At 70.6% G+C, this 24,876-nt stretch carries 17 protein-coding genes and 2 pseudogenes; 4 read left to right on the top strand and 15 right to left on the bottom strand.

Features of this window, described 5'->3' with window-relative positions; all coding sequences use genetic code 11:
* Positions 1 to 559 precede the first annotated feature (559 nt).
* Together ACFC8N_RS47325 and ACFC8N_RS47320 are read right to left on the bottom strand one after the other, a co-directional pair.
* Positions 560 to 1,210, bottom strand: coding sequence for an RICIN domain-containing protein (locus ACFC8N_RS47325; protein ID WP_376295911.1), 651 nt, complete (start codon positions 1,208 to 1,210; stop codon positions 560 to 562).
* Positions 1,211 to 1,395: 185 nt separating this feature from the next.
* Complete coding sequence (locus tag ACFC8N_RS47320) at positions 1,396 to 1,722, bottom strand: transposase family protein (protein WP_376295910.1); 327 nt, start codon at positions 1,720 to 1,722, stop codon at positions 1,396 to 1,398.
* A gap of 132 nt (positions 1,723 to 1,854) precedes the next feature.
* Between ACFC8N_RS47320 and ACFC8N_RS47315 the strand changes: the two genes are divergently transcribed.
* A complete protein-coding gene (locus tag ACFC8N_RS47315; RefSeq protein ID WP_376295912.1) occupies positions 1,855 to 2,094 on the top strand; it encodes a biotin/lipoyl-containing protein in 240 nt (79 codons plus the stop codon).
* A 93-nt stretch (positions 2,095 to 2,187) separates the two neighbouring features.
* Here ACFC8N_RS47315 and ACFC8N_RS47310 read toward each other — a convergent pair whose 3' ends face one another.
* Complete coding sequence (locus tag ACFC8N_RS47310; RefSeq protein ID WP_356037462.1) at positions 2,188 to 2,961, bottom strand: hypothetical protein; 774 nt, start codon at positions 2,959 to 2,961, stop codon at positions 2,188 to 2,190.
* Between the two features lie 1,427 nt (positions 2,962 to 4,388).
* On the opposite strand from ACFC8N_RS47310, the gene ACFC8N_RS47305 reads away from it, so the two are divergent.
* The 3 genes and pseudogenes from ACFC8N_RS47305 to ACFC8N_RS47295 all read left to right on the top strand — a co-directional run.
* A complete protein-coding gene (locus ACFC8N_RS47305) occupies positions 4,389 to 4,574 on the top strand; it encodes a hypothetical protein (RefSeq protein ID WP_356037459.1) in 186 nt (61 codons plus the stop codon).
* 11 nt (positions 4,575 to 4,585) lie between these two features.
* A complete protein-coding gene (locus ACFC8N_RS47300) occupies positions 4,586 to 5,617 on the top strand; it encodes a hypothetical protein (protein WP_356037457.1) in 1,032 nt (343 codons plus the stop codon).
* 1,060 nt (positions 5,618 to 6,677) lie between these two features.
* Positions 6,678 to 7,765: pseudogene (locus ACFC8N_RS47295) on the top strand (IS256 family transposase); the annotation flags it as partial.
* Between the two features lie 194 nt (positions 7,766 to 7,959).
* Here the strand turns inward: ACFC8N_RS47295 and ACFC8N_RS47290 are convergent.
* The 12 genes and pseudogenes from ACFC8N_RS47290 to ACFC8N_RS47235 form a co-directional block, all read right to left on the bottom strand.
* Positions 7,960 to 8,187: pseudogene (locus tag ACFC8N_RS47290) on the bottom strand (transposase); the annotation flags it as partial.
* Positions 8,188 to 8,291: 104 nt separating this feature from the next.
* A complete protein-coding gene (locus ACFC8N_RS47285; RefSeq protein WP_376295909.1) occupies positions 8,292 to 9,170 on the bottom strand; it encodes a hypothetical protein in 879 nt (292 codons plus the stop codon).
* 925 nt (positions 9,171 to 10,095) lie between these two features.
* Positions 10,096 to 10,683, bottom strand: a complete 588-nt coding sequence (locus ACFC8N_RS47280) for a hypothetical protein (protein ID WP_356040263.1) — start codon at positions 10,681 to 10,683, stop codon at positions 10,096 to 10,098.
* Positions 10,680 to 14,783 carry a LamG-like jellyroll fold domain-containing protein gene (locus ACFC8N_RS47275; RefSeq protein WP_376295908.1) on the bottom strand — a complete coding sequence of 1,368 codons (4,104 nt, stop codon included), beginning with the start codon at positions 14,781 to 14,783 and terminating at the stop codon, positions 10,680 to 10,682. The genes ACFC8N_RS47280 and ACFC8N_RS47275 overlap by 4 nt, the downstream gene beginning before the upstream one ends.
* Positions 14,780 to 16,117, bottom strand: coding sequence for a baseplate J/gp47 family protein (locus tag ACFC8N_RS47270; RefSeq protein WP_356035041.1), 1,338 nt, complete (start codon positions 16,115 to 16,117; stop codon positions 14,780 to 14,782). The genes ACFC8N_RS47275 and ACFC8N_RS47270 overlap by 4 nt, the downstream gene beginning before the upstream one ends.
* On the bottom strand, positions 16,110 to 16,664 hold the full coding sequence (locus ACFC8N_RS47265; RefSeq protein ID WP_356035044.1) for a hypothetical protein: 555 nt from the start codon (positions 16,662 to 16,664) through the stop codon (positions 16,110 to 16,112). The genes ACFC8N_RS47270 and ACFC8N_RS47265 overlap by 8 nt, the downstream gene beginning before the upstream one ends.
* Positions 16,664 to 17,038, bottom strand: coding sequence for a hypothetical protein (locus tag ACFC8N_RS47260; protein WP_362823337.1), 375 nt, complete (start codon positions 17,036 to 17,038; stop codon positions 16,664 to 16,666). The genes ACFC8N_RS47265 and ACFC8N_RS47260 overlap by 1 nt, the downstream gene beginning before the upstream one ends.
* Positions 17,038 to 18,930 carry a hypothetical protein gene (locus ACFC8N_RS47255; RefSeq protein WP_376295907.1) on the bottom strand — a complete coding sequence of 631 codons (1,893 nt, stop codon included), beginning with the start codon at positions 18,928 to 18,930 and terminating at the stop codon, positions 17,038 to 17,040. Before ACFC8N_RS47255 ends, ACFC8N_RS47260 begins: the two co-directional genes overlap by 1 nt.
* Entirely contained in the window at positions 18,921 to 19,361 is a 441-nt protein-coding gene (locus ACFC8N_RS47250; RefSeq protein ID WP_376295906.1) for a hypothetical protein, read from the bottom strand. The genes ACFC8N_RS47255 and ACFC8N_RS47250 overlap by 10 nt, the downstream gene beginning before the upstream one ends.
* Positions 19,358 to 19,867 carry a hypothetical protein gene (locus ACFC8N_RS47245; RefSeq protein WP_356035054.1) on the bottom strand — a complete coding sequence of 170 codons (510 nt, stop codon included), beginning with the start codon at positions 19,865 to 19,867 and terminating at the stop codon, positions 19,358 to 19,360. Before ACFC8N_RS47245 ends, ACFC8N_RS47250 begins: the two co-directional genes overlap by 4 nt.
* Before the next feature lie 9 nt (positions 19,868 to 19,876).
* Entirely contained in the window at positions 19,877 to 23,455 is a 3,579-nt protein-coding gene (locus ACFC8N_RS47240) for a hypothetical protein (protein WP_376295905.1), read from the bottom strand.
* On the bottom strand, positions 23,452 to 24,876 hold a 1,425-nt coding region (locus ACFC8N_RS47235), incomplete at its 5' end, for a hypothetical protein (protein WP_376295904.1). The genes ACFC8N_RS47235 and ACFC8N_RS47240, both read right to left, overlap by 4 nt.

Below are 24,876 nucleotides of genomic sequence, written 5' to 3'. Positions count from 1 at the left end.
TGACCGGGAAACCGTCATGTCCGGTTCGGCGGGAGGCCGCGCGGAACAGGACCTGCCCCGGCGGGCACCTCACCGCGCGGCCGACCCAACTGCGTCGATGATGCACGCGCGCTGACGCGCCCGGGACTGCGAACGGCTCGTCCAACACTCCAAGACGCTGATCACCTGGGCCGCCATCACCATCTGCTATTGCCTCGGCTGCTGGCACTCTGGGCCGGGCCGAGAGTTCTGTGCCCGGGAGGCGGGCCCGGTAACAGTGGCGGGGCAGGTGTTCAGCCGGGGTCGGTGGCACCGCCGTCGTTGAGTTCGGCAGCGTCGCTCCCCCATGCTCCGCGTGCAGCGCGGAGTAGCGCGCGGCTTCCCCCGGGACAGCGAGTTCGTCGAGCAACTCGCCGAGATGCGCACGAAAGACGCCGGAGGATTGCAGGGGTGGTGGGAACAAACCGCACGGGCCGAGGTCGGCTTCACAACTCACCTCACCCGTGGGGCTCCTCTCATGTCGCGGCCCGAGCACGCCCGCTCATATTCCCCCTCCACGAGCCGTAGGCAACCGTGAGGTTCAGCGCCCAGCGTGGCGCGCCCCAAACTGCCAGCGCATCAAGGCGGGCGCGTTGCTCCCCCAGCATTCTTCCAGGTCGACCTTGCTGTTGCTGCCGTAGTTCTGTGGAGCGAGTGCGAAGCCCGTGAAGGCGCGGTTGGCCGGGGTGATGGTGTATGTCTCAGTCTCGCCGTCTTCGAAGATCCGCCATTGCTGCGACTGCCTGCCGGAGTCGCAGGTGCGCACCATGACATGGCCGTGGTTCCTCGCGTCGGTGTCCGGCAGGGTGAGACAGACCCGTTCGCCACTGTTGATGGTCTCGGTTTCGATGGTGTACTCGCCGTAGCCGAGGTGCCGCAGTCTCCAGACCGCGCCTGAACCGCCATTGTTCATGGGCAGCTGGTTCCAGACCTCGACGTCTTGGTTCGGGTTCTCGTTCTGGTTGTCAGTGCTGAGGTAGTAGCCGGATGAGGCGTTGGCGATCACCACGGCCTGATCAGCAGGCGGCGCGATCGGCGTAGCTGCCTGTGCGGCTGCAACCTGGCAGCACAGTGCGACCGCGGCGACGCTCGCCACAGCGACGGACTTAAGGAGCACCCGATGGCCCTGATGTGTTACTCGAACCTCGAAGACGACGACTACCCTGGCATCGCAGCGCTCGACGCGCTCCACGCCTCGCTGGAGAGCTGGGTGTTCGGCCTGCTGGCCGACACCAAGGACCGCGCCACCCGTCGGCCCGCGCGCTTTGTTCCGCAGGCCCAGGAACGTCTGCCCGGGGCCGAAGCGCGAGCCCTACAGACGATCCGGTTCATCCGTTACGCCGCGGAGCAGTTGCTGGACAGGAACGCCTACCTCCGCTACCTGTGCCCGGACTGCCCCCGCGATGGACGCTCGCGTTGCCCGGCCCTCAACCGTCCACGCCAAGCAGGATGGCGTTCGAGGAGCCGCCCTATCGCCGACCTGGACGGCGCGTGCCGCCAGCGCAGCAGGTGACGGCGGACACCGAGGGTGGCGAGCAGCCGGGTGTCGGCACGGGCGCCCCACTCGGCGAGTTCGTCGATGGTCCGGGCACCGGAGACCGCGGCTGCTGCGCAGACCAGCAGGATCGAGGCCAGCGAGTACCAGCGGCCCCGCCGGGAGCGCGGATCGGGAACCGCTTCCAGGAAGACGCGCAGGTCAGGCACATCGATTGGGTCAAAAGGACCCAGCTTGGCCAACACAGCGGGGATCGGGGAAAATGAGACAGCGGACACGGGAACCTCTTTGATCACTCGGCTTCGACACCTGAATGATCACGGACCCGTGTCCGCTCCGTCATCCACCTCAACCCGCCCCAACCCCAGACAGGTTGGCCGATCCCGGGAACTTGCACCCGCCCTGTGGTGAAGGTGGGTGAAACCGTGCGGGTTGACCAGCCACTGTTTGAAGCCTCCACCGATAAGGTGGACACGGAGATCCCTTCTCCCGCCACTGGAAAGCTCGTCAAAATCCTTGTTGATGAGAACCAGACCGCACAATTCGGCGTAGCGGTTGCTGTGATCTCCAGCAGCCGATAAAGGCTGAGGCACCTCTCCCGTGCCGGAGCGCTACGCTAGGTCGACCGTGTTCGGGCCGACCTAGCTCTCAGCGCAAGCCGTCGGTTTAGGCCATTAGCCGGGGATTGCTGCCAAATCTTGTCGCAGCTGGTCGAGGCTGAAGCCGTCGGGGTCAGCGCGGTTGGTGTCGGCCCACTGCTTACCGAGTACCGCATACACCTCGTCGCAGTAGATCTGGAAGAACTGCCAGGTCATGGGCTGGAGCTTTCCCCAGGTGACGCAGATCAGCTGCGTGGGGGTGTATCCGATGACGGGCACGCAGTGGCCACCCCAGCTGTTGGGCTGACCCGGACCCACCGGTCCTCCCGGAGGGACCATCCAGACATTCTGCCCCTGCGCACTGTAGGGCATTTGCAGTCCGATGTACGCAGCACCGAAGAGATCGATGGTGACTCGGACGTGTTCGAGGTTCCCCGGCTCGCAAGCAGCGAAGGCGTAGATACTGTTACCGCCGATACCTGCCGTGCGCCAGAAGTTCAGCGCGTCGAGCATGTTGGTGCCGCGGTCCGTTGAAGGATCACCCTCCTTGAACCCCGTGAGATCGGTGTAGGCCTGTAGCGCCTCTTCCTTGCTGGGCTCAAACTCTTGAGGGCCTTCGTAGGCTGACCAGTTCTGCTCCATGTGGAGCGCGGCGGCTTCTACACAGTCACCATATTGGTCATTTCCTAGCACCTGCCAGTCAATGACCTTGTCGGTCCAGTTCTTCGCCGTAGGGGCCGGCGGCAGGGTGGGATGAAGGTACTGCGCGAAGTTGAGCGTACGCCTGTCGACTCTGGCGGGTGCCTTGCCGAGTCTGCCCATGATGGGCGCGCCATTACGAGGTGCCATGGTCCTCCTTCTGCGTCATGCCTACCCATGCAGGCGATGGGCATTTCCTCTGTCATATGCCAGCCGTCCACTTCGCGCTACCGGTGGGCCGTAGGACTTGACCTGAATGGGTGAACCTTCTTCTTCCACCACCATGCAGACCGACGGCTACGGTTGTGTGATCTTGCTCGTGTCAACAAAGTGTCCGGCGAAAATTGCAACGCAGGTGGCGACAACGAGCCCTGCTGAAGGGTAGTTCGGGTGGACCGTAAAGAGTTTCCACACGCCGACAACACCAATTGCGACCGGGGGAGCCGCAAGTACGATGAAGGGCACAGGCGTGACATGTTCAGGGTTGAGTACTAGCCCGAGCAACAAGCCTCCGAGCCCGGCTATCTCACCGCTGAGATCAGGCCCTCTTACATGGGCATCTACCTCCAAATACACCAAGAGGACCCTTACGTGCCCCGAACTACCCATGCACCGGCAGTCCTTGACGACGCAGGGCCAGCCTTAACTTCGTGGCATTTCTTCAACCGCATGATCGGCCAGCTCTTCCACTGCATGCAGCACCGCAAGCTGTTCGACGAACAAACCGCGTTCCCCACCGAACTCGCCGCCGCGGCTTGACGACATAGCAACGTGAGGCGCCTTCCTTCATGCCCGGACCCCGGACAACTCACCCAATCCAGGACCCCGTTCGAACCGGACCGAGCACACGAACGGATAGAGACGGCCGCAGCCCGGAGCCGTCGTTCGCGACGACGATCAGCCGCAGCCGGGGCGCACCGTTCCTGCCCGAGGGGCCCACGTACGGCCACGCACTTTACAACTCAGCGCTGCGTTCGACGGGGGGGGGAGCGCTACAGAAAATGAATCTTGAATTAGTTGACAAGTGTTTAGGTTGCACATTCTACAATTGCTCATCGGTGTGCCGGTGACTAGTGTTGCTGGTAGCGAGGCCGTCACTTCGACTGGCCTACCGTACACCTCCTTCGCCGGATGAATTTCCTACTACCCAATAGGTTTCAGGGATTCACCCGTGAGTCGCTCGTGAAAAGCCGACTGGCTCTCAAGGGCCTGAACCAGGCGCCTCAGGCTGTCGCAGCTCGCCCAACCGGAATCGTCTCCTGAACCGTCGGCCGGTCCTATTCGGCACGGGGGATTCTGGTGCACTGCGAAAGGAAAGACATGGCTTACCAACTGGGCGACCCTGGTCGCCTGTTCCACGACCAGATGTATAACGTTCTCGCCGGGGGGGCGACGCGAATGTGCCAACCGCTAAAGACACCTTCATTACTTGGTGCACGCCGATGCTGCCTTATCAGCCAGCTGACTTCACTTTCGCAGCCCAGGGCATAGGCACCGGCGCCACCGCCCAAGCGGACAAGGTCCTCGCAGAGGTGTATCTGGAGAGAGACGACCTCGCGTCCTAACCTCGATCTTGCATGAGCGCCCGTAGCTTGATGGACGGAAAAGACGCGTGGGGCAGCGCGGACCAAGCGTCGTACCAGGCCTGGCAGGTCAAGCTCGGATTCTCGGGTGATGCTGCCAATGGCCGCCCGGGCCACTTGAGTTGGGACAACCTGCAGGTCCTGTTCGTCACGGCCACCCCCGAGCCAAATACCTCATGAGGAGGACCCTGATGGCCGCACGCAGCACCCAGATCACCCTGCACAATCACACCGACCAGGACCTCACCCTCACCTCCGACGACCTCCCGGGCGGCGAGTGGACCACCCAGCCACCGGACAACCTCGGCCCGCAGGCCGACACCACCTGGGCCTCCGAGTCATCAGGCGTGGCCACTGGCACCGAGGGCAACGTGGTGTACTCGATCGGCGGTAACGGCACCTCGTTGAAGATCGCCTGGGACAATCCCTTCGCCGGCACCAACAAGTACGCCACCGATGTCGGTTCGGGCTTCGCCCTGTACCAGAGCGGGTGGTCAGGCGACAACGTGAGCATCGACTACGTGCTGGAATCTTCCACGCAGCACAACACCACCTTCCGGCCGTCCCAGCACGGCTTCCCGTTCGACAACAGCTGGACCAGCGCCCCGCTCACCTCGATCGACCTTGGGGTGGCCACCATCCCCATCGGCAACGCCGAGTATGGGCTCTGCGGCGGCATGGTCTACGCGGCGCTTGACTACTGGGCGGCCTCCCTGCCCGTCCCGCAGGACCGCCCCGACCCGGCCGCCCCCGGGACAGCCCTCTACGACTTCATCGTCAGCCGGCTCTTCGACAGCTTCGACCTGCCTTCACTCCCGGCGACCCTGGTCGCCATCGGCAACCCGGCGTACCCCGACACCGGAAGCGCCGGAAACCCCCTGGAAGGCCGGTCACCGACCATCATCAAGGACGCCTGGCCCCAGATCCGCACCTGGATTGACGGCGGATTCCCAGCCCCGATCTGCCTCGTGAAGGTCCTCTCCGTCAATCCGCTGGACCTGCAACACGATCACCAGGTCGCGGTGTGGGGCTACCAGATGAGCGGCAACCAAGTGACGCTCTCCCTCTATGACCCGAACTTCGCGGGCCGCGACGACCTCACGATCCAGTTCGACGAGTCGGACGTCCTGAACCCGCCCTCCATCACGGTCTCCGACCCGGCACAGGGTCAAGTCTTCTGCTTCGTGACGACGGCGTACACCCAGAAGACGCCGCCGTCCTGACCTTCGGAGCCGCCGTGCTCCTGGCCGAACCCTCGCCATCCCCGGCATGCTGCCCGGGCCGGAGCTATGCGACGATGCCGCGGATCTTCCGCCCGAATTCTGTGGACGAGTAGAGGATAGGACCGGTCCATGGTGAGCGACGCGGCAGCAGCCAGGGCAGTGGCGGTCTGACAACTCATCCGACACCACCCACGGCACATTCTCGGAATACCCCCACGTCGGTGGGGAGGACGGCCAACCACTGGGTGGCGCTGCCAGTGAGGCCGGCACACCCCCGCGTCGGCGGCGAGGACTCTGGTGTGCCTCGGATGACGCGCTGTTCCGCTCGCCGGGCAACGAGCCCATCGGCTCCCGCCTCCAGGGCGGCGGCCATCAGCGCCTGGTGGTCCGCCGACAGCACCTCGGTTCCGGTCGCGTCCTGGCGGTGAGGCACCGCCCGGCGCGGGCCCACCGGCTTCCTCGGCGACATCCCGCCGGCCACTACTGCGGGCGTCGCCTCCACGACCAGTGCCTCCAGATACTGTTCCAGCCCGATCACCCGGCGCCTGAGCACCTCTTCCGCCTCGGTCAGAGCCGCCCGCACCCGCTCCAGCTCACTTCGAGTTCGTCCACCCGCACCGCCGCGGTCTTCTGCCGCGCTTTTAACACCGCCCACATCGATGGCACTCGCTACCCCCGCGACATCTCGGTCAGCAACGGACCGAGACTTCCGTGCCAGCCTGCGTCTCATGCCGGACCAGTGGAAACTGCACGTGAGGTTTGGAAAGAGAACGACCTCTAAGCTTGATCATTAACCTCGCTGCTGTTTCAGGCGGACATGTTCGGTGAGGGTTTCGATTCGTTTCACGGTCTTGCCGGGCTCGTGACGTGGGGCTGACCTGCGGTTCTTCGAGTCGAGTGGGGATCGCGTCCCATCAAGTGGTGTAGCCGGGCAGGGTCCCGGAACGCGCGGGTGTCTGCTCGGGGCGTGCATCCGTTGACCGTGCATGCTCCCTGAGCAAGGGCAGGACATCGCGCAAGTCTCCCTGGTGAACGGGCAGTTCGACCGGAGGAGCACGCGATGGCCTTGTCCCGGTCTGAGCTGATGCGGCTGCTTGAGTCACTACGTCGGGCCGATGGAGTTGAAGCAATCAGGGTGGTGTGCGAGCGCATCCTGCAGGAGCTGATCGAGGCCGAGGCCACCGATGTGATCGGTGCGGCGCCGCGCGAGCACTCCGCGACGCGCACGACCTGGCGCAATGGACACCGGGACAGGCTGTGACCACGCAGGCCGGCGACCTCGACCTGAAGATCCCGAAGGTGCAGAGCGGGTCGTTCTTCCCGTCGCTGCCGGAACGCCGGCGGCGGATCGACCGGGCGTTGTTCGCCGTGGTGATGGAGGCATACGTGCACGGTGTCTCGACCCGCTCGGTCGACGACCTGGTCAAAGCACCGGGTGCGGACAGCGGGATATCCAAGTCCGAGGTCTCCCGCATCTGCGGTGAGCTGGACGAGGAACTGACCGCGTTCAAGGAACGGCCGCTGGACCACACCGTCTCCCCCTACGTCTTCCTGGACGCCACCTACTGCAAGGCGAGGGTCAACCACCGGATCGCCTCCCAGGCCGTGGTCATCGCCACCGGGATCTCCGCCACCGGGCACCGCGAGATCCTCGGGCATGGGGGTCCCCCCGCTTGAGCGGAGCCGAGAGTGGGGGAGGTCGGCGACAGCGAGTCGAAGCCGTTCTGGACGAAGTTCCTGCGCTCGCTGCGGGCCCGCGGCCTGGAGAACGTCCAGCTGGTCATCTCCGACAGCCACAGCGGTCTAATGGCCGCGATCCGCACCGTTTTCCTCGGCGCGGCCTGGCAACGCTGCCGGGTTCACTTCGTCCGGGACGTGTTCTCGGTGATCGAGAAGGGCTCCGGGGAGATGGTCGCCGCCACCATCCGCACCATCTTCGCGCAGACCACCGGCGAGCAGGTACGCACCCAGCTGAACGTAGTCGCCGACATGCTCGGACGGCAGTTCCCGCAGGTCAAGACGATGCTGCTGGATGCGGCAACAGACATCACCGCGTTCGCCGAATTCCCGCCGGCGCACTGGAAGAAGATCTGGTCGACCAACCCGCTGGAGAGGCTGAACCGGGAGATCAAACGACGGGCCGACGTCGCGAAGGGGACGTCTGCAGTGCAGGTGCGTGACCCCTGACCGGACGATCGCCCTTCAGCGCACCGTGGGCAACGCAGGGGCGGGGGCGAAGGTGCCGTGGGCCGCACCGAGTTCGAAGCGGACTCAGGAGCAGTCCGGCTTCGCGCAGGGCGACAGTTCACCACGGCAGCAGCAGCGGTTCGACGAGGGCCGGCGTGCCACCCGGGCAACGCGCAGCGGAAAGGCCGGAACGACCACCGGCAGCCGGTGCGGTCCACGTACAGGATCGCGTTCATGATCTCGCGCAGTTCGTGCCGAGGCCGCCGGCCGAAGTGCAGGGCCCGGCTGCGGCGTTCGAAGCGCCAGGCGGACAGCACCGGCTCGATCAACTCCCAGCGGGCATCGGACAGATCACTCGGATACGCACGACGGCTGGCACCGATACCAGCTGTGATGACGCGCGCCCCTTGGCCACCGGCGGCTCGGCGCACCACCTGCACAAACTATGGCTCCGCCAGCCGGCCGGCAGCGGTGGTCACGCCGGGTGTCATTGGCGGAGCGAGGGAACGGGCCTCGCGCTGGTGCCAGCAGGGCGGGGCAGGTGCGGGTAGCGGCGGTGACCGACACCCTTCTCGGGTGGCTCGCCGAACGCCTCGGGGTGCAGGTAGGAGCCGTGTTCCTCGGCGGGCTTGTCCTCCTCCTCGGCCAGCGGGTGGGCCAGGGCCCAGGCGTCCGCGCGGACGCCCGTCACCTGCCAGCAGACTTCGATCCCGGGCGGGCCGCCCCGGATGTCGAAGCCGTCCCCGGTGTCGTGGCGTGCGACGTGGATGTTCGGTGCCGGGGCGTCGAGCGGGGTGAGCTGGAAGCGCAGATCGGTGTTGAGGGCGGTGAACCAGGACGGGAGGGTCACCGTTCCCTGGCCCTCGTCGTCGAGGACGGCCAGTCCGTCGTACATGTTCTTCCGCTCGGAGGATTCCACGAAGGAGTGCGAGAGAACTCGATGCTCCGGATCCTGCGGGTGGTCGATCTGGAAGCCGCCGCCCGGCTTGAACAGCTGGCCGGACACCTGGACATTGCCCTCAAAGAGGGCCGCGTTCGTCCCGTTGGCGATCAGCGCGGTGCCGGCGGGATCCGAGACGGTGGCGTAGACGCCTGCGCCGGTCGTCGCGATGCCCAGGACGCCGGTGCCGGTTCCCTCTGCGTCCAGACCCGTCCCGTCCTCGGACCGTGCAAAGACCGCTGTCCCGGAAGGCGTGGCGCCCTGCAGCCCCGGCTGGCCGGCCGCGCCCGTGCCCATCACCCCCGGGCCCTGCGAACTGGAACCGAACACCCCGGCGGAGCCGCTACCGTCGCTGTGGCCGAACACCCCGTTGTTCTGGGCACTTGTCCCCATGACTCCGGGGCTCTGCCCGCTGTTCCCCGACACGCCCGGACCGTCCTGCCCCGCCCCGGAAGGATCCACCCCGCTACCGAACACCCCCGCCCCCACGCCCTGCCCGGACACCCCGAAGCCCTGGGCACTCGTACCCGACACGCCAGGACCGGCCGTCCCTGAACCGGACACTCCCGCGCCCTGGGCACTCGTACCGGAGACCCCAGGACCTGCCGTCCCAGAACCGGACACCCCGGCACCTTGGTCGCTCGTACCGGAGACCCCAGGACCTGCCGTCCCGGAACCGGACACCCCCGCGCCCTGGGCACTCGTACCGGAGACCCCAGGGCCTGCCGTCCCAGAACCCCACACCCCGGCACCCTGGGCACTCGTACCCGACACACCAGGGCCGGCCGCGCCCGCGCCGGAAACCCCGGGCGACGAACCCGCGCCCTGTCCGAACACCCCGACACCCTGCGTATTCACCGCAGGCGCACCCGGACCGGCAACACCGAATCCGAGCACCCCCGCCGCCTGCGCACTCGCCCCGAACACCCCCGGACCGGCCGCCCCCGCACCGGAAACCCCAGGCGACGAGCCCCCGCCCTGCCCCAAGACCCCGACACCCTGTGCGCTGGTCCCCGACACGCCGGCACCGGTGTCGGCGCGGCCGGCGACGCCCGTACCCGTGCCGCCGCCGAGTCCGGCCACGCCGGTGCCCTGGCGGCAGTAGCCCTGGACGCCGACGCCCTGGACCGCCGTGTTGACGCCGAGGACGCCCGCCCCCGGTTCGACCGACCCGTCGGCGACCGCGGGCCTGCCGCTGCTGCCGATCAGGCCGGGACCGACGTTGTCGTCACCCCACGCGCCGAAGCGGATCGGCGGTACTGCCTGATTCGGGTCGAAGACACTGCCGGCATCCGGCGGTTGCTGCGGTTGGAAGGACATCACTCTCACCTCTCAGTCGTCTCCGGACCGCTCACTGATAGACGATCTGGAAGCAGTTCAGGGTCACGTCGGTGCTCTGGGCTCCGGTCAGGTCGGCCTCGATGAAGTACTTGTTCACCGAGTTGTCGACGGTGGTGACCGTGGTCGGCACGGCGGCCGCGCCGAGGGTCTGGACAGTGACGACGGTCGTCGCGCCCGCCATCGCCGTCACGGGTCTGCTGCGCAGGTTGACGGACAGCAGCGCCGTACTGGGACTGGGCTGGGTGGTACCGAAGACCGTCAACGACTTGATCACGGCCCCGTCCGGCAGGACGACGTTCATGATGCCGCTCGCCGACGCGGCCCCGCTGGGCTTCACTGCCGCGTCGACGTTGACATCCCACCCCGGCGTCTGGCTCGCACTCTGATTCGCCGTCAGCAGCGGAATGACGCTGAGGACGCGCTGCTCCCTGAACAGCGCCGCGATCACCGGGTTGAGGTACGCGTCGGCGAGGGTCTGGAACTCGGCCTCCAGGTTGTGGAAGCGAATGTTGAGACCTCTCTCCCCGCCCGCCTGGACCCGGTCCTCGTTGTCGATCCAGTCCTGGTGGCGGAACGAGGGGACATATTTCGGAATCATGACGGGTTGCCCTCCTCGGGTCGGCGGAACGGCGGCTGGTCGTAGGTGTGGTAGGTCGGGAAGGTGAACCCGGGCAGTACGGCCGCATCGCCAATGGCGTGGGCCAGCTCGCGCACATGCGCCCGCAGCCGCCCGGTGCAGAACTCCACGCCGATCGGCTGGAACCAGTTGAGGACGTTCAGCACCAGGTCGTACTGGTCCTTGCCGATCACCACCTCCGGCCGGGCGTCGAGCGCGTCCTTCAGCCGCACCTCGCACTGGTAGGGCAGCACCGTCCTGCCCCGCAGGTAGTCGGCGCGCAATCGGACCATCCCGGGCGCGGCGGCGTCGACTCTGGTCACCGGGGCCTCGAAGTCGGCCGGCTCCGCGCCGCCCGGGCCGAGCGGCAGCGCGGACCAGGCGAGGTTCACGCCGTCGTCGGGGCCGAGAGGCTGACGGGCGAACAGGCGGGGTGGCTGCGGCGGGCTCTGGCCGAGCGGGGTCTGGTCGGCGAGCAGCAGCGTGCCATCGCTCTCGGGCGCGGCCAGCAGGCAGGGTGGGTACCCGGCGGCGGCCGGGGACGCGGCGAGCGCGAGGCAGTTGTCGCCGGCGGCGAAGGGCAGCGGCAGCAGGGTGTCGGTGGTCGTGTCGACGACGTGGACGCGCCCGGCAGCCGGTCCGCTGCCGGCGGTGGCCACGTACAGGTGTCGCCCGTCGGTGGCCATGCACATCGTGACCGGAACGGTTCCGGGCGGGAGGGCGGTGAGCGTCGCGGACGGGGAGGTGGCGCCGGTCGGGTAGACCTGGAGCGCACCGCTGCCGGGGCCCGTCGCGCCGGTGTCCACGCCGATGTAGAGCTTGGCGCCGTCCGGGGTGAGGGCGGCGCAGAGCACCCGGGCGGCGCCCGGGACGGTCACCGGCCCGGCCGGCACCGGGCCGCTCGGGCGGACGACCAGGCAGAAGCGGCCGCCGTCGAGCAGCACGGCGAGCAGCGGGCTGTTCGGACTCGCGGCGATCGCTCCCGGCAGGCCGGGCAGCAGCAGATTGGTCGTCTGCACGCCGCTCTGCGGGTCGTAGGCGCGCAGGGTGTGGTCGGTGGAGGTGAGGTAGAGGAGGGTGCCGTCGGTGGCGAGGGCCACCGCGTCCGGGGTGACGACCGGCGTCGCCGCAAGGGTGCCGGGGTCGAGGGCGAGCACTCGACCGCGCTCGTGCGCGACGAACAGTCGGCCGCCGGCGAACGCGAGTGCGGTGGGGAGCCGGTCCGTGAGGGCGGAGGCCTCGAACGCCAGTACAGGCGGCTTGCTGGACGAGTCGGCCGTCAGGGCGTAGGCGGCCACCTGGTGGCTGCCGCGTTCGGCCAGGTAGCACCGGCTGCCGTCGGGGTGGAAGCAGGCCGCCGCGGGGGCGGCGCGCGGACTGACGGTCGCCCGGATCCCGCCTCCGGCAGTCACATCGGCCGCCGGTCCGTCGAGCGTCACGGCGAGCTGCTCCCCCGGTGCCGATGCGGCCCGGACGATCGGCCGGCCGTCAGCGTCGGGCACGTTCTGCAGGGTGACGAAGTCGAAGCCGGCCGCGAAGGCGTGCGCGGCCAGGGCCGGTCCGGTCACCGGGGACGGCTGGCCGCTGACGGTCGGCTCGTCGTAGCGCAGGACGAGGGCCCGACCCTGCTGCGCCAGTCCGAGGCCGGACGGGTCGTGGGCGCTGAGCACGGTGAGGGTGCCGGGCCGCCCGGCGAGGCGGGCCAGCAGTCGGTCGAGGGCGGCTCCTGCGGCCGGCTGCATCCGGCGGTTGTTCAGGTCGAACCCGTAGTCGACCTGGGCGGGCGGCACGGCCAGGTCGTCGGTGCGCAGCTGGAGGTAGGACGGGTCGAAGTCCGCGGTCACGGTGCCGGCGGCCTCGGACTCGGTGACGCCGATCAGGCCGTCCCGGCCGATGGTCTGGCCGATCGTCATGAAGTCCTCGGGCAGGCCGATCCGCAGGGTCCGGCGGCCGCCGCGGGTGTGACCGGCACGGGTGACCTCGACGCCGACGGTGACGTCCCCGGCGGTAAGGGCCTGGAGGGTGGCATGGCCGAGCGGGGTGTCCGGGGCGACGATCGCGTTGCCGGGGCCTTCGCGGGTGACGGACCAGCGGACGAGGGCGTCGGCGAGCCCGGACACGGGCGGGTCCAGGGCGAGATGGACGGTCTGGCCGGCGGTGGGGTCGGTGTCCCCATCGGTGTCGAGGGTGAGGGCGAAGGTGTCGCCGGGCGGCTGGGCGGCCTGGACGAGGTCGTCGGCGGTGCAGGTGACCCAGCCGAAGCCGGCGGCGTGGGCGTGCACGCCGAGCGTACCGGTGTCGAGGGTGGTGTGGCGCAGGTTCAGGGCCCGGCCGACGGCGTGCAGACCGGGGCCGGCGGGGTCGTAGGCGCTCAGCACGCTGAGGGTGCCGGGCTGTCCGGCGAGGCGGTCGAGCAGCGCGTCCAGGGCACGTCGGGTGGTGAGCTGCATCAGCCGGTTGGCGTCGTCGTCGGCGAAGTCGAGGCCGGGCCGGGCCTGGTCCGCGTATCGGCAGAGCCAGGCCGGGTCGAAGTCGGGTTCGTCGTCGGCGGTGCCGACGGCCTGGGGCTCGGTGCGCAACCGGTCGCCGTCGGCGGTGATGCTCTGGCCGGCGGTGAGCGCGGGCGGCAGGACGCGCAGCAGGGCGGAGCCGGTGGCGATCGCAGCGGTGGTCTCGTCGACGACGAAGGCGGCGTGATCACCCGCGACCGGCCCTGCGACCTGGTTGACGGCGTCCTGGAGATTGTCCGGGGTGGGGACCAGCCAGCGCTGGAAGATACTCAGCCGGCGCCGGTACTGGTCGTCGCTCTCACCGGTGACCGGGGCGAAGGTGGTGCGGGCGGTGTTGGAGAGCCGGACTTCCTCGATCAGCCCCTGGTACTGGGCGGCGACCGTACCGTCGTCGCTGGACTCCTGGCCACGGCCGATCGTGAGGGGCTCGGCACTCAGGACCGGCCCGAGCTGGTCGAGGCTGCGCCGGTCCACTTCGGCGCCGTCCAGATAGAGCTGGACGACGGCTCCCGTTCCGGTGCGGCGCACGGTGGCGGCGAGGTGGTGGAACTGGCCGTCGGCAAGGTTGCGGTCGGCGAAGAGCTGGGTCTCGGTGGTGCCGTCGGCGAGCGAGAAGCGGAGGTTCTGGTCGACGCCCCGGTAGCTGCCGAGGGTGAGCGCCCAGCCGGGGGCGGCCCGGGTGTTGAGCGGGCTGCGCTTGGCGACGACGGCGCCGGGCCCCGTGGCGGTCAGGGCCGGTCGGACAACCGCCTCGACGGTGAAGTCGCCGGGCAGGGCGAGGTCCGGGCTGTCGGGGACGGTGAGGCTGCTGTCGGGGGCGGTGAAGCCGAAGGCCGGGCCGAACCGCCCGGTCCGGCCTGCCTGGGCTGCGCCGTTGACGGCGGCGGGGTGCCGCCCGCCGGCGTCGGCGGCCGATGTGACCTGGAGGTTGTCGGGCGTGGGCCGGTCGTCGAGGTGGTACAGCACGAGGGTGCCGTCGTCCGGCGCGTACGGGTGGGGCGGGAAGCGGGGTGCGCCGAGGTCCCGGCCGAGCAGGTCGAGGCCGGCGCCGCGGGCGCCGCCGGCGCCGCGTTGGCGGGCGACGTCGGCGCTCCGCCGGGTGAGGTCCTGGACGTCGCGGCCAATGGTCCAGAGCAGCCGGGCCAGGGTGCCGAGCAGCGCGGTGAGTTCCCAGTCCTGCGGCCCGGCCGGGGCCGGGGGCAGCGGGTGGAGTCCGGTGAGTTCCAGCGCGGCAGTGAACTCGGCGGCGTTGCCAGGCAGTTCGACGGCGAGCTGGTCGCCGGCAGGCCAGCCGGCCGGAAAGCGCAGGTCGGTGCTCTCCTCGGGCGCGCCGGGGGTCCGGGTGAAGGTGATCCGGACGGTGACCGGCTCGGCGATGTCGGCGGCCGGTGCGAGCAGGAAGCGAGGCGCGTCCGGGTCGCGTCCGTGGTGGGCCCGGTAGGCGGAGAGGTCGTAGGCGGGGCGCAGGGCGCCGGTGCCGTCGGCGGTGAGCGGCACGGCGAGCCGTTCCATGCCCCGGTCGTAGGCGGGGGTGAGGCCGGTGGCCATCACATCCAGGAAGTCGGTGCTCATGGGCTCGCCACCTGGAGGTCGATCAGCGGGCCGTCGAGGTCGAAGTAGGCGATCTCGTCGGCGGCGAGGATGAGGTTCTCGCCCACCGACAGTTCCACGGCGTCGCCGAACACCGCGCCGCCGAATCCGACTTCGGCGAAGAGGGGGGCACCGCGGCGCAGCCGCAGGTTCTGCACGTCGACGACGCCGGCGACCGAGCGGGCGGTCAGTACCAGGTCGGACTGCAGCACGGCGCGGCCCAGGCGCAGCCGGTCCACGCCGGCGTGGACGGCGCTGAGGATCGCACCACGGATGGCGTTTGGGTCGTGGCCGGGCTGGACCACCAGAGTGGCCCGGATGCCGACGTCGACCTGGTTGGCCTGTCGGATGTCCGGGAAAACGGAGACGGGCCGCCACTGCCGGACGACGTCGAGCACCTTGTCGTACACGGCCGGGATGTCGCCCTCGTCCTGGCGCCAGGGCCAGCCGGGTTCGACGGCGACGACGATGTCGAAGAAGTACGGGGAGCCGGTGCGGCGGCCGGTGGTGAAGTCGTGCTGGCCGAACAGGTAGGTGTTGAAGACACCACGGGAGGCGTCGACGCCGCCGAGCGGGTCGAAGACGGCCGCGTCGCGCACGCCGGGGACGTCCAGGATCCGTGCGAGCACGGCGTCCTGGGTCCACAGGGTACGAGGGACGCCGAGCAGGCGGGCCCGGTAGACGTCGTCGGGCTCCTGGAGGTCGCCGCCGCCGATGGGGGCCCGGTTGGCGACCTGGACGGTGGCCGGGCCGAGGTTGAGGTGGAGGCGGGCCCAGTTGGGTTCGAGTTCGAGGGCCTGGTCGGCGGGCAGGTTGCCGCAGGAGCCGCGGTCGACGGCCTGGACACCGACGGTGGCGGCGGGCGCGTCGGCGGTGAGGGTGGCGGTGGCAGTGGTGCGCAGGCTGGTGTACGGGGCGGGGGTGGCGCGGATGACTGTGCCCTGGGGCAGGACGAAGACGCGGTCAGGGTCGGCGCCGGTCAGGGTCAGGGTGACCTCGCCAGTGGCCCACAGCCATTGCCGCGCCTGGCCGAGATCGGCGCCGAGCAGGTCGAGGGCATCGCCCTGGGCGGTGGTGAGGAAGTTGGCGTAGTACTGGTTCTCCAGAGCGCGCCAGAGTTCGTGGACCTGCACGGCGGCGGCGTCGAGCACCTTGCGCAGGGCGGAGCCGGACGTCAGGTCGACGTCGCTGCCGAACATGGCCCGGGCGCGGGCCTGTTGATCGGCGATGATGCGGTCGATGCCCTTGAGGACGAAGCCGTCCGGGGTCACACCGTAGCGGTCGGCGGAGGTGGCGTGTGGAGTGAGGTCAGTCAAGGCGTCCCCCCGAGGTGAGGGTCAGCGTGGAGCCGGCGACGGTGTCGATGATCGCGTAGACGGCGTACTCGCGGCTTGCCCGGGCGGCCTCGACGATCCGCTCGTGGGCGGCGCCGGCCAGGCCGGGCCGGAAGTCGAGGTAGCGCGGGTCGTCCTGGAACAACACCTCCCGGACGTCGGCGACCCGGCGGTCCGCGCAGAGGCAGCGGACCAGTTCCATCCGGATGTACTCCTTACGGGCCTGGAGGTCGAGAGCGTAGCGGCTGATGGAGAGCCGGTCGAAGCCGAAGGCCGTGTTGAGCCGGTCGGTGCCGAGCTGGGTGCCGACGGCGAGCAGCAGTGCCTGGACAAGCGCGGCGAGTCCCTCGTTCTCGGCGGGTCCGCCGGTGTCCGGGTCGGTGACCAGGTCCCCGTCGTCGAGGACGAGGCCGCGGCCGAGGCTGGGCCTGCCCGTCGGGCCGGGCATGCCTGGCAGGCCTCGCACGCCGGGGACGTCGGGCAGGTCGGTCGGCAGGCCGGGATCGACGAGGCGGTCGGGGTCGGTCATCAGATCGCCTCCAGGAGGGTCTGCCCGGGGTCGGTGATCTGCCAGGTGCCCAGCCCGGTGCCGCTGGCGGTGGCGCCGTGCGCGGTGGCGAGCAGGACCGGTTTGCCGCCGACGACGAGCTTTGTGGCGAGGCCGTCCGGCAGGGCGGGGGTGGTCGCGCAGGGCTGTGGGGTACCGCTGGGGGTCATGGCCGTGCAGGGGACGATCATCCCGGGGACGGGGGCGGCCGCGGAGCCGAAGGTGAAGGGGGCCTCCGCGCCGGTGGTGAGCACCCCCTTCCCGCTCACGGTGACCGCCGTGTTGCCAGGGGCCAGCGTGCACTGCCCGCCGTGCGAGCACTGGATGATCGCGCCTTCGGCGAGGACGAGAGGCATCAGCCGATCGCCACCTTTCCCTGTCCGACCGTCAGGCTCGCCCCGCCCGCGCTGACGGCCACCTTGTCCGCGTCGACCGTCACGCTCGCCCCTCCCACCGTGACGGCCACCTTGCTGTCCCCCACAGTCACGCTCGCCGGGCCGGCGGTGACGGTCGCCTTCCCGCACTTCGAGGTGACCGCGACGTTCCCGTCCCGGTCGATCCGTACCTCGGTGCCCGAGCTGTGGCTCAGCAGGAACTCCTCGGCGGTGCCCTCGGCGGGCCGCTCGCCCACGGCGGAGCAGGCGGAGGTGCCGACGGTCAGCTTCAGGCCGACCGCCTCGACGACCCGGCGGCCGTCGGCGGCGGTGAGGTCGTTGACGCCCTTGCCCTCGGGGCGCGGGTCCGGTCCGGCGGACAGTCCGGTCGGCAGGCAGAGCCACCAGTCGCCGGCCTTCGCCCGGGGGCGGTCCATCGCGGGGTCGTTGGCCCAGAGGAACCCGGTGACCACCGAGTCGTCCCGGGATCCGCGGACATCGTTCAGCAGTGCCCGCATGCCCTCGTAGACCGGGACGGACAGGCCCACGTTGTGCCAGGCGAACGGCGCGGCGAGCGGTTTGTCATGGAGCACGGGCCCGTGCTCGTCGACCATCAGGTCGACGCTCGGTGACACGGCCGCCGGGGCGTCGCCCTGCCCGTACGCGACGTCGGCGGACCGGCGGTCCGGCTTGGCGGAGCGGATCTGGCCGGCGTCGACCGAGGGCGAGACGGTGCGGGCGTCGCGGATCCGGCCGGCGATGGCGTCGGCGATCGCGAACGGGCTGCCCTCGCGAACGGCCTCGGTGTTCTTCCGGTTGCTCTTTCCGCCGCCGCTGCCGATGGCGGCGCCGATGCCGGTGTCGCTGGTGAAGACGGCCGCCCGCCCGGTGCAGACGTAGCCGTTGCGCGGCGAGAAGGAGTGGGTGAGCTGGATGATCCGGTAGCCCTTCAGCGGGTTCTGGTAGCCGTCCACGCTGGCCGCGACCAGTTGCCCGGCGCGCAGCGCGGGCGTGCCGAGGACGGTGAAGTCGAAGGCGCCGACGGAGGTCTGCTCCGGCAGGTCGTTCACGACCCGCAGCGTTCCGGCGGTGCTGGCCTGGACCGGCGCGAACGCGGCCAGCCGGGCGGTGACCCCGGTCGCGGGGGCGATCAGGGCGTCCTCGCCACTGAGCGCGGCGAACGCCGCCGACGGGTCGGACGGCAGGGCCGGGCCGGGTCCGGACGGCGGGGAGGTGACGGCCTGGCCGAACTGGACCGTGCCGTCCTGTACCAGGAGTTCGGCGTCGAAGCGCCCCGCGAGTTGCTGAAGCATGACGAAGGCGTTCGGTGCGTCCAGGGTGATCTCCCGGCGCGAGCCGGTCGGGGTCGCGCGGGCGCGCAGCTCGGCCCGGGCCTTGCCGACGATCTCCTCGGCCGCCTCGGCGGGGGTGACCTCCTGCCGGGAGTAGTGGGCGAGCCCGGTCGTTCCCTTCCCCTCACCGAGTTCCTTGGTGGTGACCAGCTGGAAGGCGGCCTCCTCGAAGCCGGTGAGCAGCACGCCCAGCTGCGTGTCGGCGCGCCGGGAGACGGTCATCCCGTCCACCCGGCCCTTCAGGACGGGCTCGCGGGACCCCGGCGACTCCAGGTAACCGAGCGTGATCTCCACCTCGACCCCGCCCACGCGGTCGCCCCGTGCTCCGGTGAGCGCGGTGGCCAGCTTGCGCTGGGCGGACAGCGGCAGGGCGGCGAGGTCGATGCTGAAGGCGCCAGGCTGTCCGAGGCCGTACGTCACGGTGATCTCGGCGTCGCTGAGGATCAGGCCGCCGGACACGTCGTTGGACACCGTGAGGTTGAGCGTCGGGAACGTCACGCGGTACCAGAGGATCACGCCCATCGCGGTGCCACCCCGATCACGATCTGCGTGCCGTAGTGGCCGGGGCCGTTGAGATTGCCCTTGGCCACCTTGGCGGTCACCAGCCGGATCGCCAGCGGCCCGGCGTAGTGGACGAGTTCGGGCTCGGCGACGAGCTTGCGCAGGAACTGCACCTGCGGCCCGGCCGGCCCGTGGCGCACCACCCGCAGCACCAGGTAGCCGGGCGGCGCCGTCGCCGCGGCGGCCGGAACCGGCGCGGCGAGGTCGTAGAGCATCTCCGGCGGGTCGGTGGCGGGCGCGTCGAGGCTGACGTACAGGCCGAAGTCGTAGGCCGTCGCGCCGATCAGGCAGCCGAACGCCTGCGGCAGACCTTCGTCCGGCGCAACGGGCAGCTGGTGGAAGTCGAGCGCGGGCCCGGCGGGTGGGGGCGGGTACGTGGCGAGCGTGTTCACAAGGCGCCTCCCAGCTGCCGCTGCGCCGGTTCCAGGCCGCTGACGCTGGGCACGGCGGCCGTGCCGGCGGCCAGGGCCAGGTCCAGCGCCTCACCGAGGACGGCGGTCACGCCGGAGCGCGGTACATGCTCCAGCGTGATGCTGACGTCGAGGGCGTCGCGCTTCTGGTTGGACTGGGTGAAGCGCAGGGCGGTGATCTGCATGTCGAGGCTGATGGTCATCCCGCAGACCACCGGGATCCCGGCCAGGTTCATCGCCGGCGCGGCGGCGGGCGCGAGGGCGCGCGAGGTCAGGGCCAATGCCTCCAGCCCCTTCTTGACGAGCAGCCTGGTCCGGCCGACCAGCACCGCCTCGACCGTGATGGTCCGGGTGGTCGGCGAGACCAGCTGCGCAAGGCTGCTGCCCGCGATCCGGGCTACCTGGTAGCCCTCGTTGAGGGTCAGGCTGGTGACGGTGAACAGCGGCACCGCACCGATCAGGACGGGCACGTTCACACCGGCAGCCATGGCGGGGGCCTACCTCTCCGGGTTCCTCGGGTTGCGGAGCCGCTTCGTCGGCGCCTCCTCGGTGGGGAGTTCGACAGGTTCTTCCGGCATCGGCTCCGATGCGCCGGTGTGGATCCGGACGCGCGGCTCGCCGCCGCCGACCCCGACGCGGACCCGGGCGGGCGTCCGGCCCTTGACCTTCACCCGGATCGACTCCTCGATGCTCCTGCTCCGCGCCGCGTCGATGGCCCTCCACCGCGCGATGACCTCCGGGTCGTAGAAGGCCGAGGCCTGCGGCCAATCAGCCCAACTGCGTTCCCCCTTGGACGCGTTCGCGGATGCGTCCATGAGCACCATGTCGTCGATGTCCACGGCGAGGGCTTCGCGTTCGGCGGCCGTCAGCAGCTCGAAGCCCTCCATCTGCGAGATGCGGGCCAGCGAGACGATGTGGTCCACCTCCAGCAGCCCGGAGGACACCCGCAGCTTTCCGACCTCGTCGACCGTAGCCCGGGCGAGGACCTGGGCCCGTTGCTCCGATGCGTTGAAGGCCTGCCGCATCCGCACGAGCGGGCTGACCCGGGCTGCCTCCGCGGCCTTCGCGGCCTTCTCCATGTCGCGGGCTGCCCTGGTGATGAGGCCTTCCTTGACGATCTGCCCGGTCCTGCCGCGCTCGCCGGTGAGTGCTACGAGCTCGGCGTCGATCTCCCTGATCCGATCGACGTCCCGCGTCTCCAACGGCTCCTTGCGCAGGGCGCTCCGCTCGAACTCCAGCTCGGCCTGGTACAGGCGCCGCGACGCCAGCTCCTCGCTCGCCTTCGTGAGTGCCGCTTCGGCCGCCAGCTGCTCCGGGGTCGGACGGTGCCAGGCCCGCATCTCGGCCACGATCTCCTCGAACGCGCTCGCGCCCTCCGACCGCCGCGCGGCGAGCCGGTCGACGTACCGCAGCAGTGTGGCGTCGTCCATGGTGCGTTGCTCGCCGATCCGGACGATCTGCTTCACCCGCTCGAACGCCGTCTCGATCTCGGCCAGTTCCGCGCCGGTCAGCTTCGTCACGTCGCCCAGGAGTTCCGCCATCCGCGCTTCGGTTCGCAGCGCGGCGACCTTCATCACGCCCTTCTTGACGGCGTAGTACATGGCCTGCATCGGCCCGGTCGGGTCGACCAGGAAGCCCCCGTGGAGCCGGCCCGCGAACTCACCGACCACGCGTTTGAGACCCAGCTCGGCTGCCGCGTGCGCCTTGAGCGTCGCCCGGAGTTGCGGCGCCAGCTGCTCGACCTCGTCGATCTTCGCGGTGAGCGCCCGGTAGCGGGCCGCCGCCGTCTCGATGTCCGTGGCGGTGGAGAAGTCGTGCAGCGGCACCTTCAGCGCGACCAGGCCCTTGGCCGACGCCTTCAGCAGCGTCGCCACCTGCCCGAGGTCCACCGCTGCCGCCACGACGGCGACCCCGACCCAGAGCAGCGAGGGGTCCTCGTCGATGAACGACAGCTCGTACTCGGCGAAGGCCCGCCGGTACTCCGTGATCGCCTCCGTCGCCTGGTAGACGCTGATTCCGGCGGTCGCGACCAGGGCGACCGCGCCGATCCACCCGCCGACCGGAACGACAGCGGCGAGCACGAGAGGGATGACCACGAGGGCGGTCGCTGTGAAGGGGTGCGCCTGGCCCACGGCCTTGACGTGGTCGTCGACGATCCAGGCGTAGATCGTGTCGGCGCCGGCCCCTTGGCTCCGCTTCGTCGCCTCCACCAGTCCCGGCAAGCTGAAGACGCGCTCGGGGTCGCTCGTGAGCTCCCCGCGGACCGTGGCCGCTTCGGCCTGTCGCTCGTCGGCGACCCCGAGCAGGTACGCCCGCAGCTCGGGCGCGTCGAGCCGGGCGAGCTTCTCGCGGTCGGTGCCCCGGCCCAGCCGGTTGGCGTCGACGAGCGGGTCCTCACCGGCACCGGTCACCACCGCCTGGCGGGCTGCGGCCCGCAACGACTCGGCTTCGACGGAGTACCGGCTGACCTGCTCGCCGGCATGGTGCACGGCGAAGTACCTCGCAAGCCCCTCCTTCGCGGCGGCCTCCTCGAACTCGGCGCGCGCCTGCGTCCGCGCGATGCCGGCGGCCATCGACTCGACGTAGCCGGGGCTGCGCAGCTTGCGCCGCTCCTCGTGGAGCAGGTGGTCGTACCGCGCGAGGACGTCAAGCCCGATCGCGACCGCCTCGGCCCGGAACTGCAGCCGGTAGGCGTCCATCGCGGAGACGAAGGCTGCTTCGTCGGTGAACCCGTGGCGCTTGAGGGACTCCTGGAAGCGGGCGGCCACAGCGTTCCACTCGTCCCGGAGAGCCGGGTACACACCGATCTTGGGCCCGGCCCGGGTCGCCCGCGCCCGCACCGCGTTCAGGGCCTGCCACAGCCGGTACAGGTCCTCGCACCCGAAGAGCCTGGCCGCAGCCGCCTCGGTCCGCACAGCCTCGGCCTCGCGGGCATCTTCGGCGCGCAGGTACCGCTCCATCGAGGCGTCCAGCTCCGCCCAGCTCGCCGTCTCCGCCGTGACCTTGCTCAGGTAGTCGGCGCGCTGGGCCGGCGTCAGGCCGCTGAACTTCCCTCCGAGGCGCAGCACCGGTCCGAGGTCCTCGGCGTTCAGCGGCAGGCCGCCCGCGAAAAGGATGTCCTTGACGTCCTCGGGCAGGTTCGCGATCTTCCGGCGCAGATCGTGCTCGGCTGCGGCATCGGCCCGCGCGGCAAGCCAGCGGGCGCGCAGGGCCGCGTCCTGCGGGCCGGTGCCGGGCCGCCGCGTCCCCGGGGGGAGGCCGCTCTCCCGCCGGAACCGCTCGTCGGCCTCCTGGTCGATCCGCTCCCGCTCGGACGGGGGCAGCGCGGCCATCGCCACCTCGGTGACATCGGTGATGGTCAGCTCGATGAAGCCCTGTTCGAGGTCCCGGGCGGACACCGAGCGTTCGCGCCCTTTCGTCCACCGCCAGTTGGAAAGCAGCCGGTCGACCTCCTGCTCGCTCGTGGCCCCGTAGTACTGGCGGACGAACTCGCGCAGCAGCTCAGCCGGTCCCAGCTCTCCCTTGTCCCGGGTCAGCCGCACACGGAAGCGGATCCGCTGTGGCCCGCCCCCTCCCGCCGATTCGGCCGGCATCGGGCGCCTGCGGCCGGGCGTGCCCTCGGTCCGCTGCGCGAGGCGGACCGACGTGTGCTCCGCCAGGCCCCGCACGCCGCCGCCCCGGGGCTGCCGGGTGGGGGGCGGCGGGGCGACCGGGCGGGCACCGGCCGGGCGGGCGGGGCGCTCCACCGTTCCCGCCGCCTCCCCCGTCCCGATCGCCGTCTCCGCGGATTCCGCCATCTCCGCCGACAGTCCGAAGCCCAGCAGGAGACCGCCGCCCGGCACCGGCTCGGCGACCGGCTCGGTGGCCGGCCCGGCAGCCGCCTCGGTGGCCGGCCCGGCAGCCGGCGCACCCGCGATCCGAAGACCCTCCTCCCCCAGCCCGGCCACTGCCCGGGCCACCGCGCGCCGTATCACGTCCTCCAGCTCCCGCCGCCGGTCCTGCGGCAGGTCGCCGTCGAAGGTGACCGCCTCCGGCAGATGCGGCCGGATGGTCAGGTTGCCGAGGCCACCGCTCATGGCTGCCGCTCCAACCGCGTCAACTGTGCGGCCAGTTCGTCCCGCCGCCGCTCTGACGCCCGCGCCTGCTCCGGCGTCATGGACTGAGCGCCCGCTCCTGCCTCCTCCTGCGCGAGCCCGGCGCGCAGCACGGCCGTCAACTCGTCCCGGCCGAACGGTTGAAGCTCCACCGAGTGGGTCGTGCGTACCAAGTCCTGCTGCCACTGTCCCGCGAGCCACCGGCTGCCACCGGTGACCCGGGAGGTCTCGCTGTGCTCGATCCGCTCCGCAGCCACCGACACCGACGTCAGCTCCACCTCTGCGTCCATCAGGTTCTCGTCCCGACCCCTGCGGTGGATCGTGGTGAGGATGCCGACCACGCCGTAGAGCGGCTTGCCCGGGTTCCGCAGCTGAAGCTGCACAAGTTCCGGCACCTGGCTGTCGAGCCGGGACTGGATCTCCGGTTCCATCGCCGCCAGCTTCGGTTCCGTCCACTCCCGGATCTTGCGGCTCTCGTACTGCTCCCGCACCTTGGCGGCGACCTGGGCCCAGATCACCGCCGCGACGACCTTGGCCAGGCCGATCCCGGCGGCGCGGACCCCACGCGCCACCCGCACCTTGACGGGCACCCGGATCGGCTCCCGGGACACCACCCCGCCGACCCGGCGGCGCATGGTCTCGGTGTCCGCATGGGAACGCGGCCGGGTGGGGCTGACCCCGGCCGCCTCGGCCTTGGCGATGTCCGCCACGCGGGCCGCCCTCACCTCCGGGCCCACCAGGTCCAGGAACTCCACCTGCCGCGGCAGGTTCCGCGCGCCGGAGACGTACCCGCCGGCGTTGGTCACGATCAGTCTGATCTTCAGTTCGGCCGGGATCGGCCGGCCGGCAGCGACCGCGTCCCGCGCACGGCCCAGCCGCTTCAGGACGTCGGCCTTGCCTTCGAACGCCGGCGCCTGCTCGATCTTGCCGATCGCCCGGGTGAGGCCGGGGTGCAGGTTCTCGCCGAGCGACGTCACCTCGGCACCGTCGAGTTCCTTCACCTCGTAGGAGGCCTTGTTGTCGACCAGCCAGAGCTCTCCGGTCCCGGCATGGATCCCGACGTAGTCGATGCCCGGCTCGTTGAGCCGGTGCGCGCCCGCGCCGGTGGAGGTGATCACCGCGTGCACACCCCGCTGTCCCAGCAGGTGCGGGAGGTCCTGCTCGCCGTAGGCGCCGCCGGCGAACGACCCGGTCCTCGGGCGCGGCCGGTCCGTCGGCGGGCCCGGCACGTCGTGTGCCAGGACCTCGGGCCGCAGGACCAGCGGCGGGCCGGGCGGTGGCGGACCGGGCAGCGACGGACCGGGCGGAGGGCCGGGCGGCGCGGCCCCGGTCGCGGCCCCGGCCCCGGTCGCGGCCCCGGCCCCGGTCGCGGCCCCGGCCCCGGTCGCGGCCCCGGCCCCGGT

This window comes from Streptomyces sp. NPDC055966 (assembly GCF_042269865.1).
GTDB lineage: Bacteria > Actinomycetota > Actinomycetes > Streptomycetales > Streptomycetaceae > Streptomyces.
This window is presented reverse-complemented; position numbering and strand designations above follow the sequence as displayed.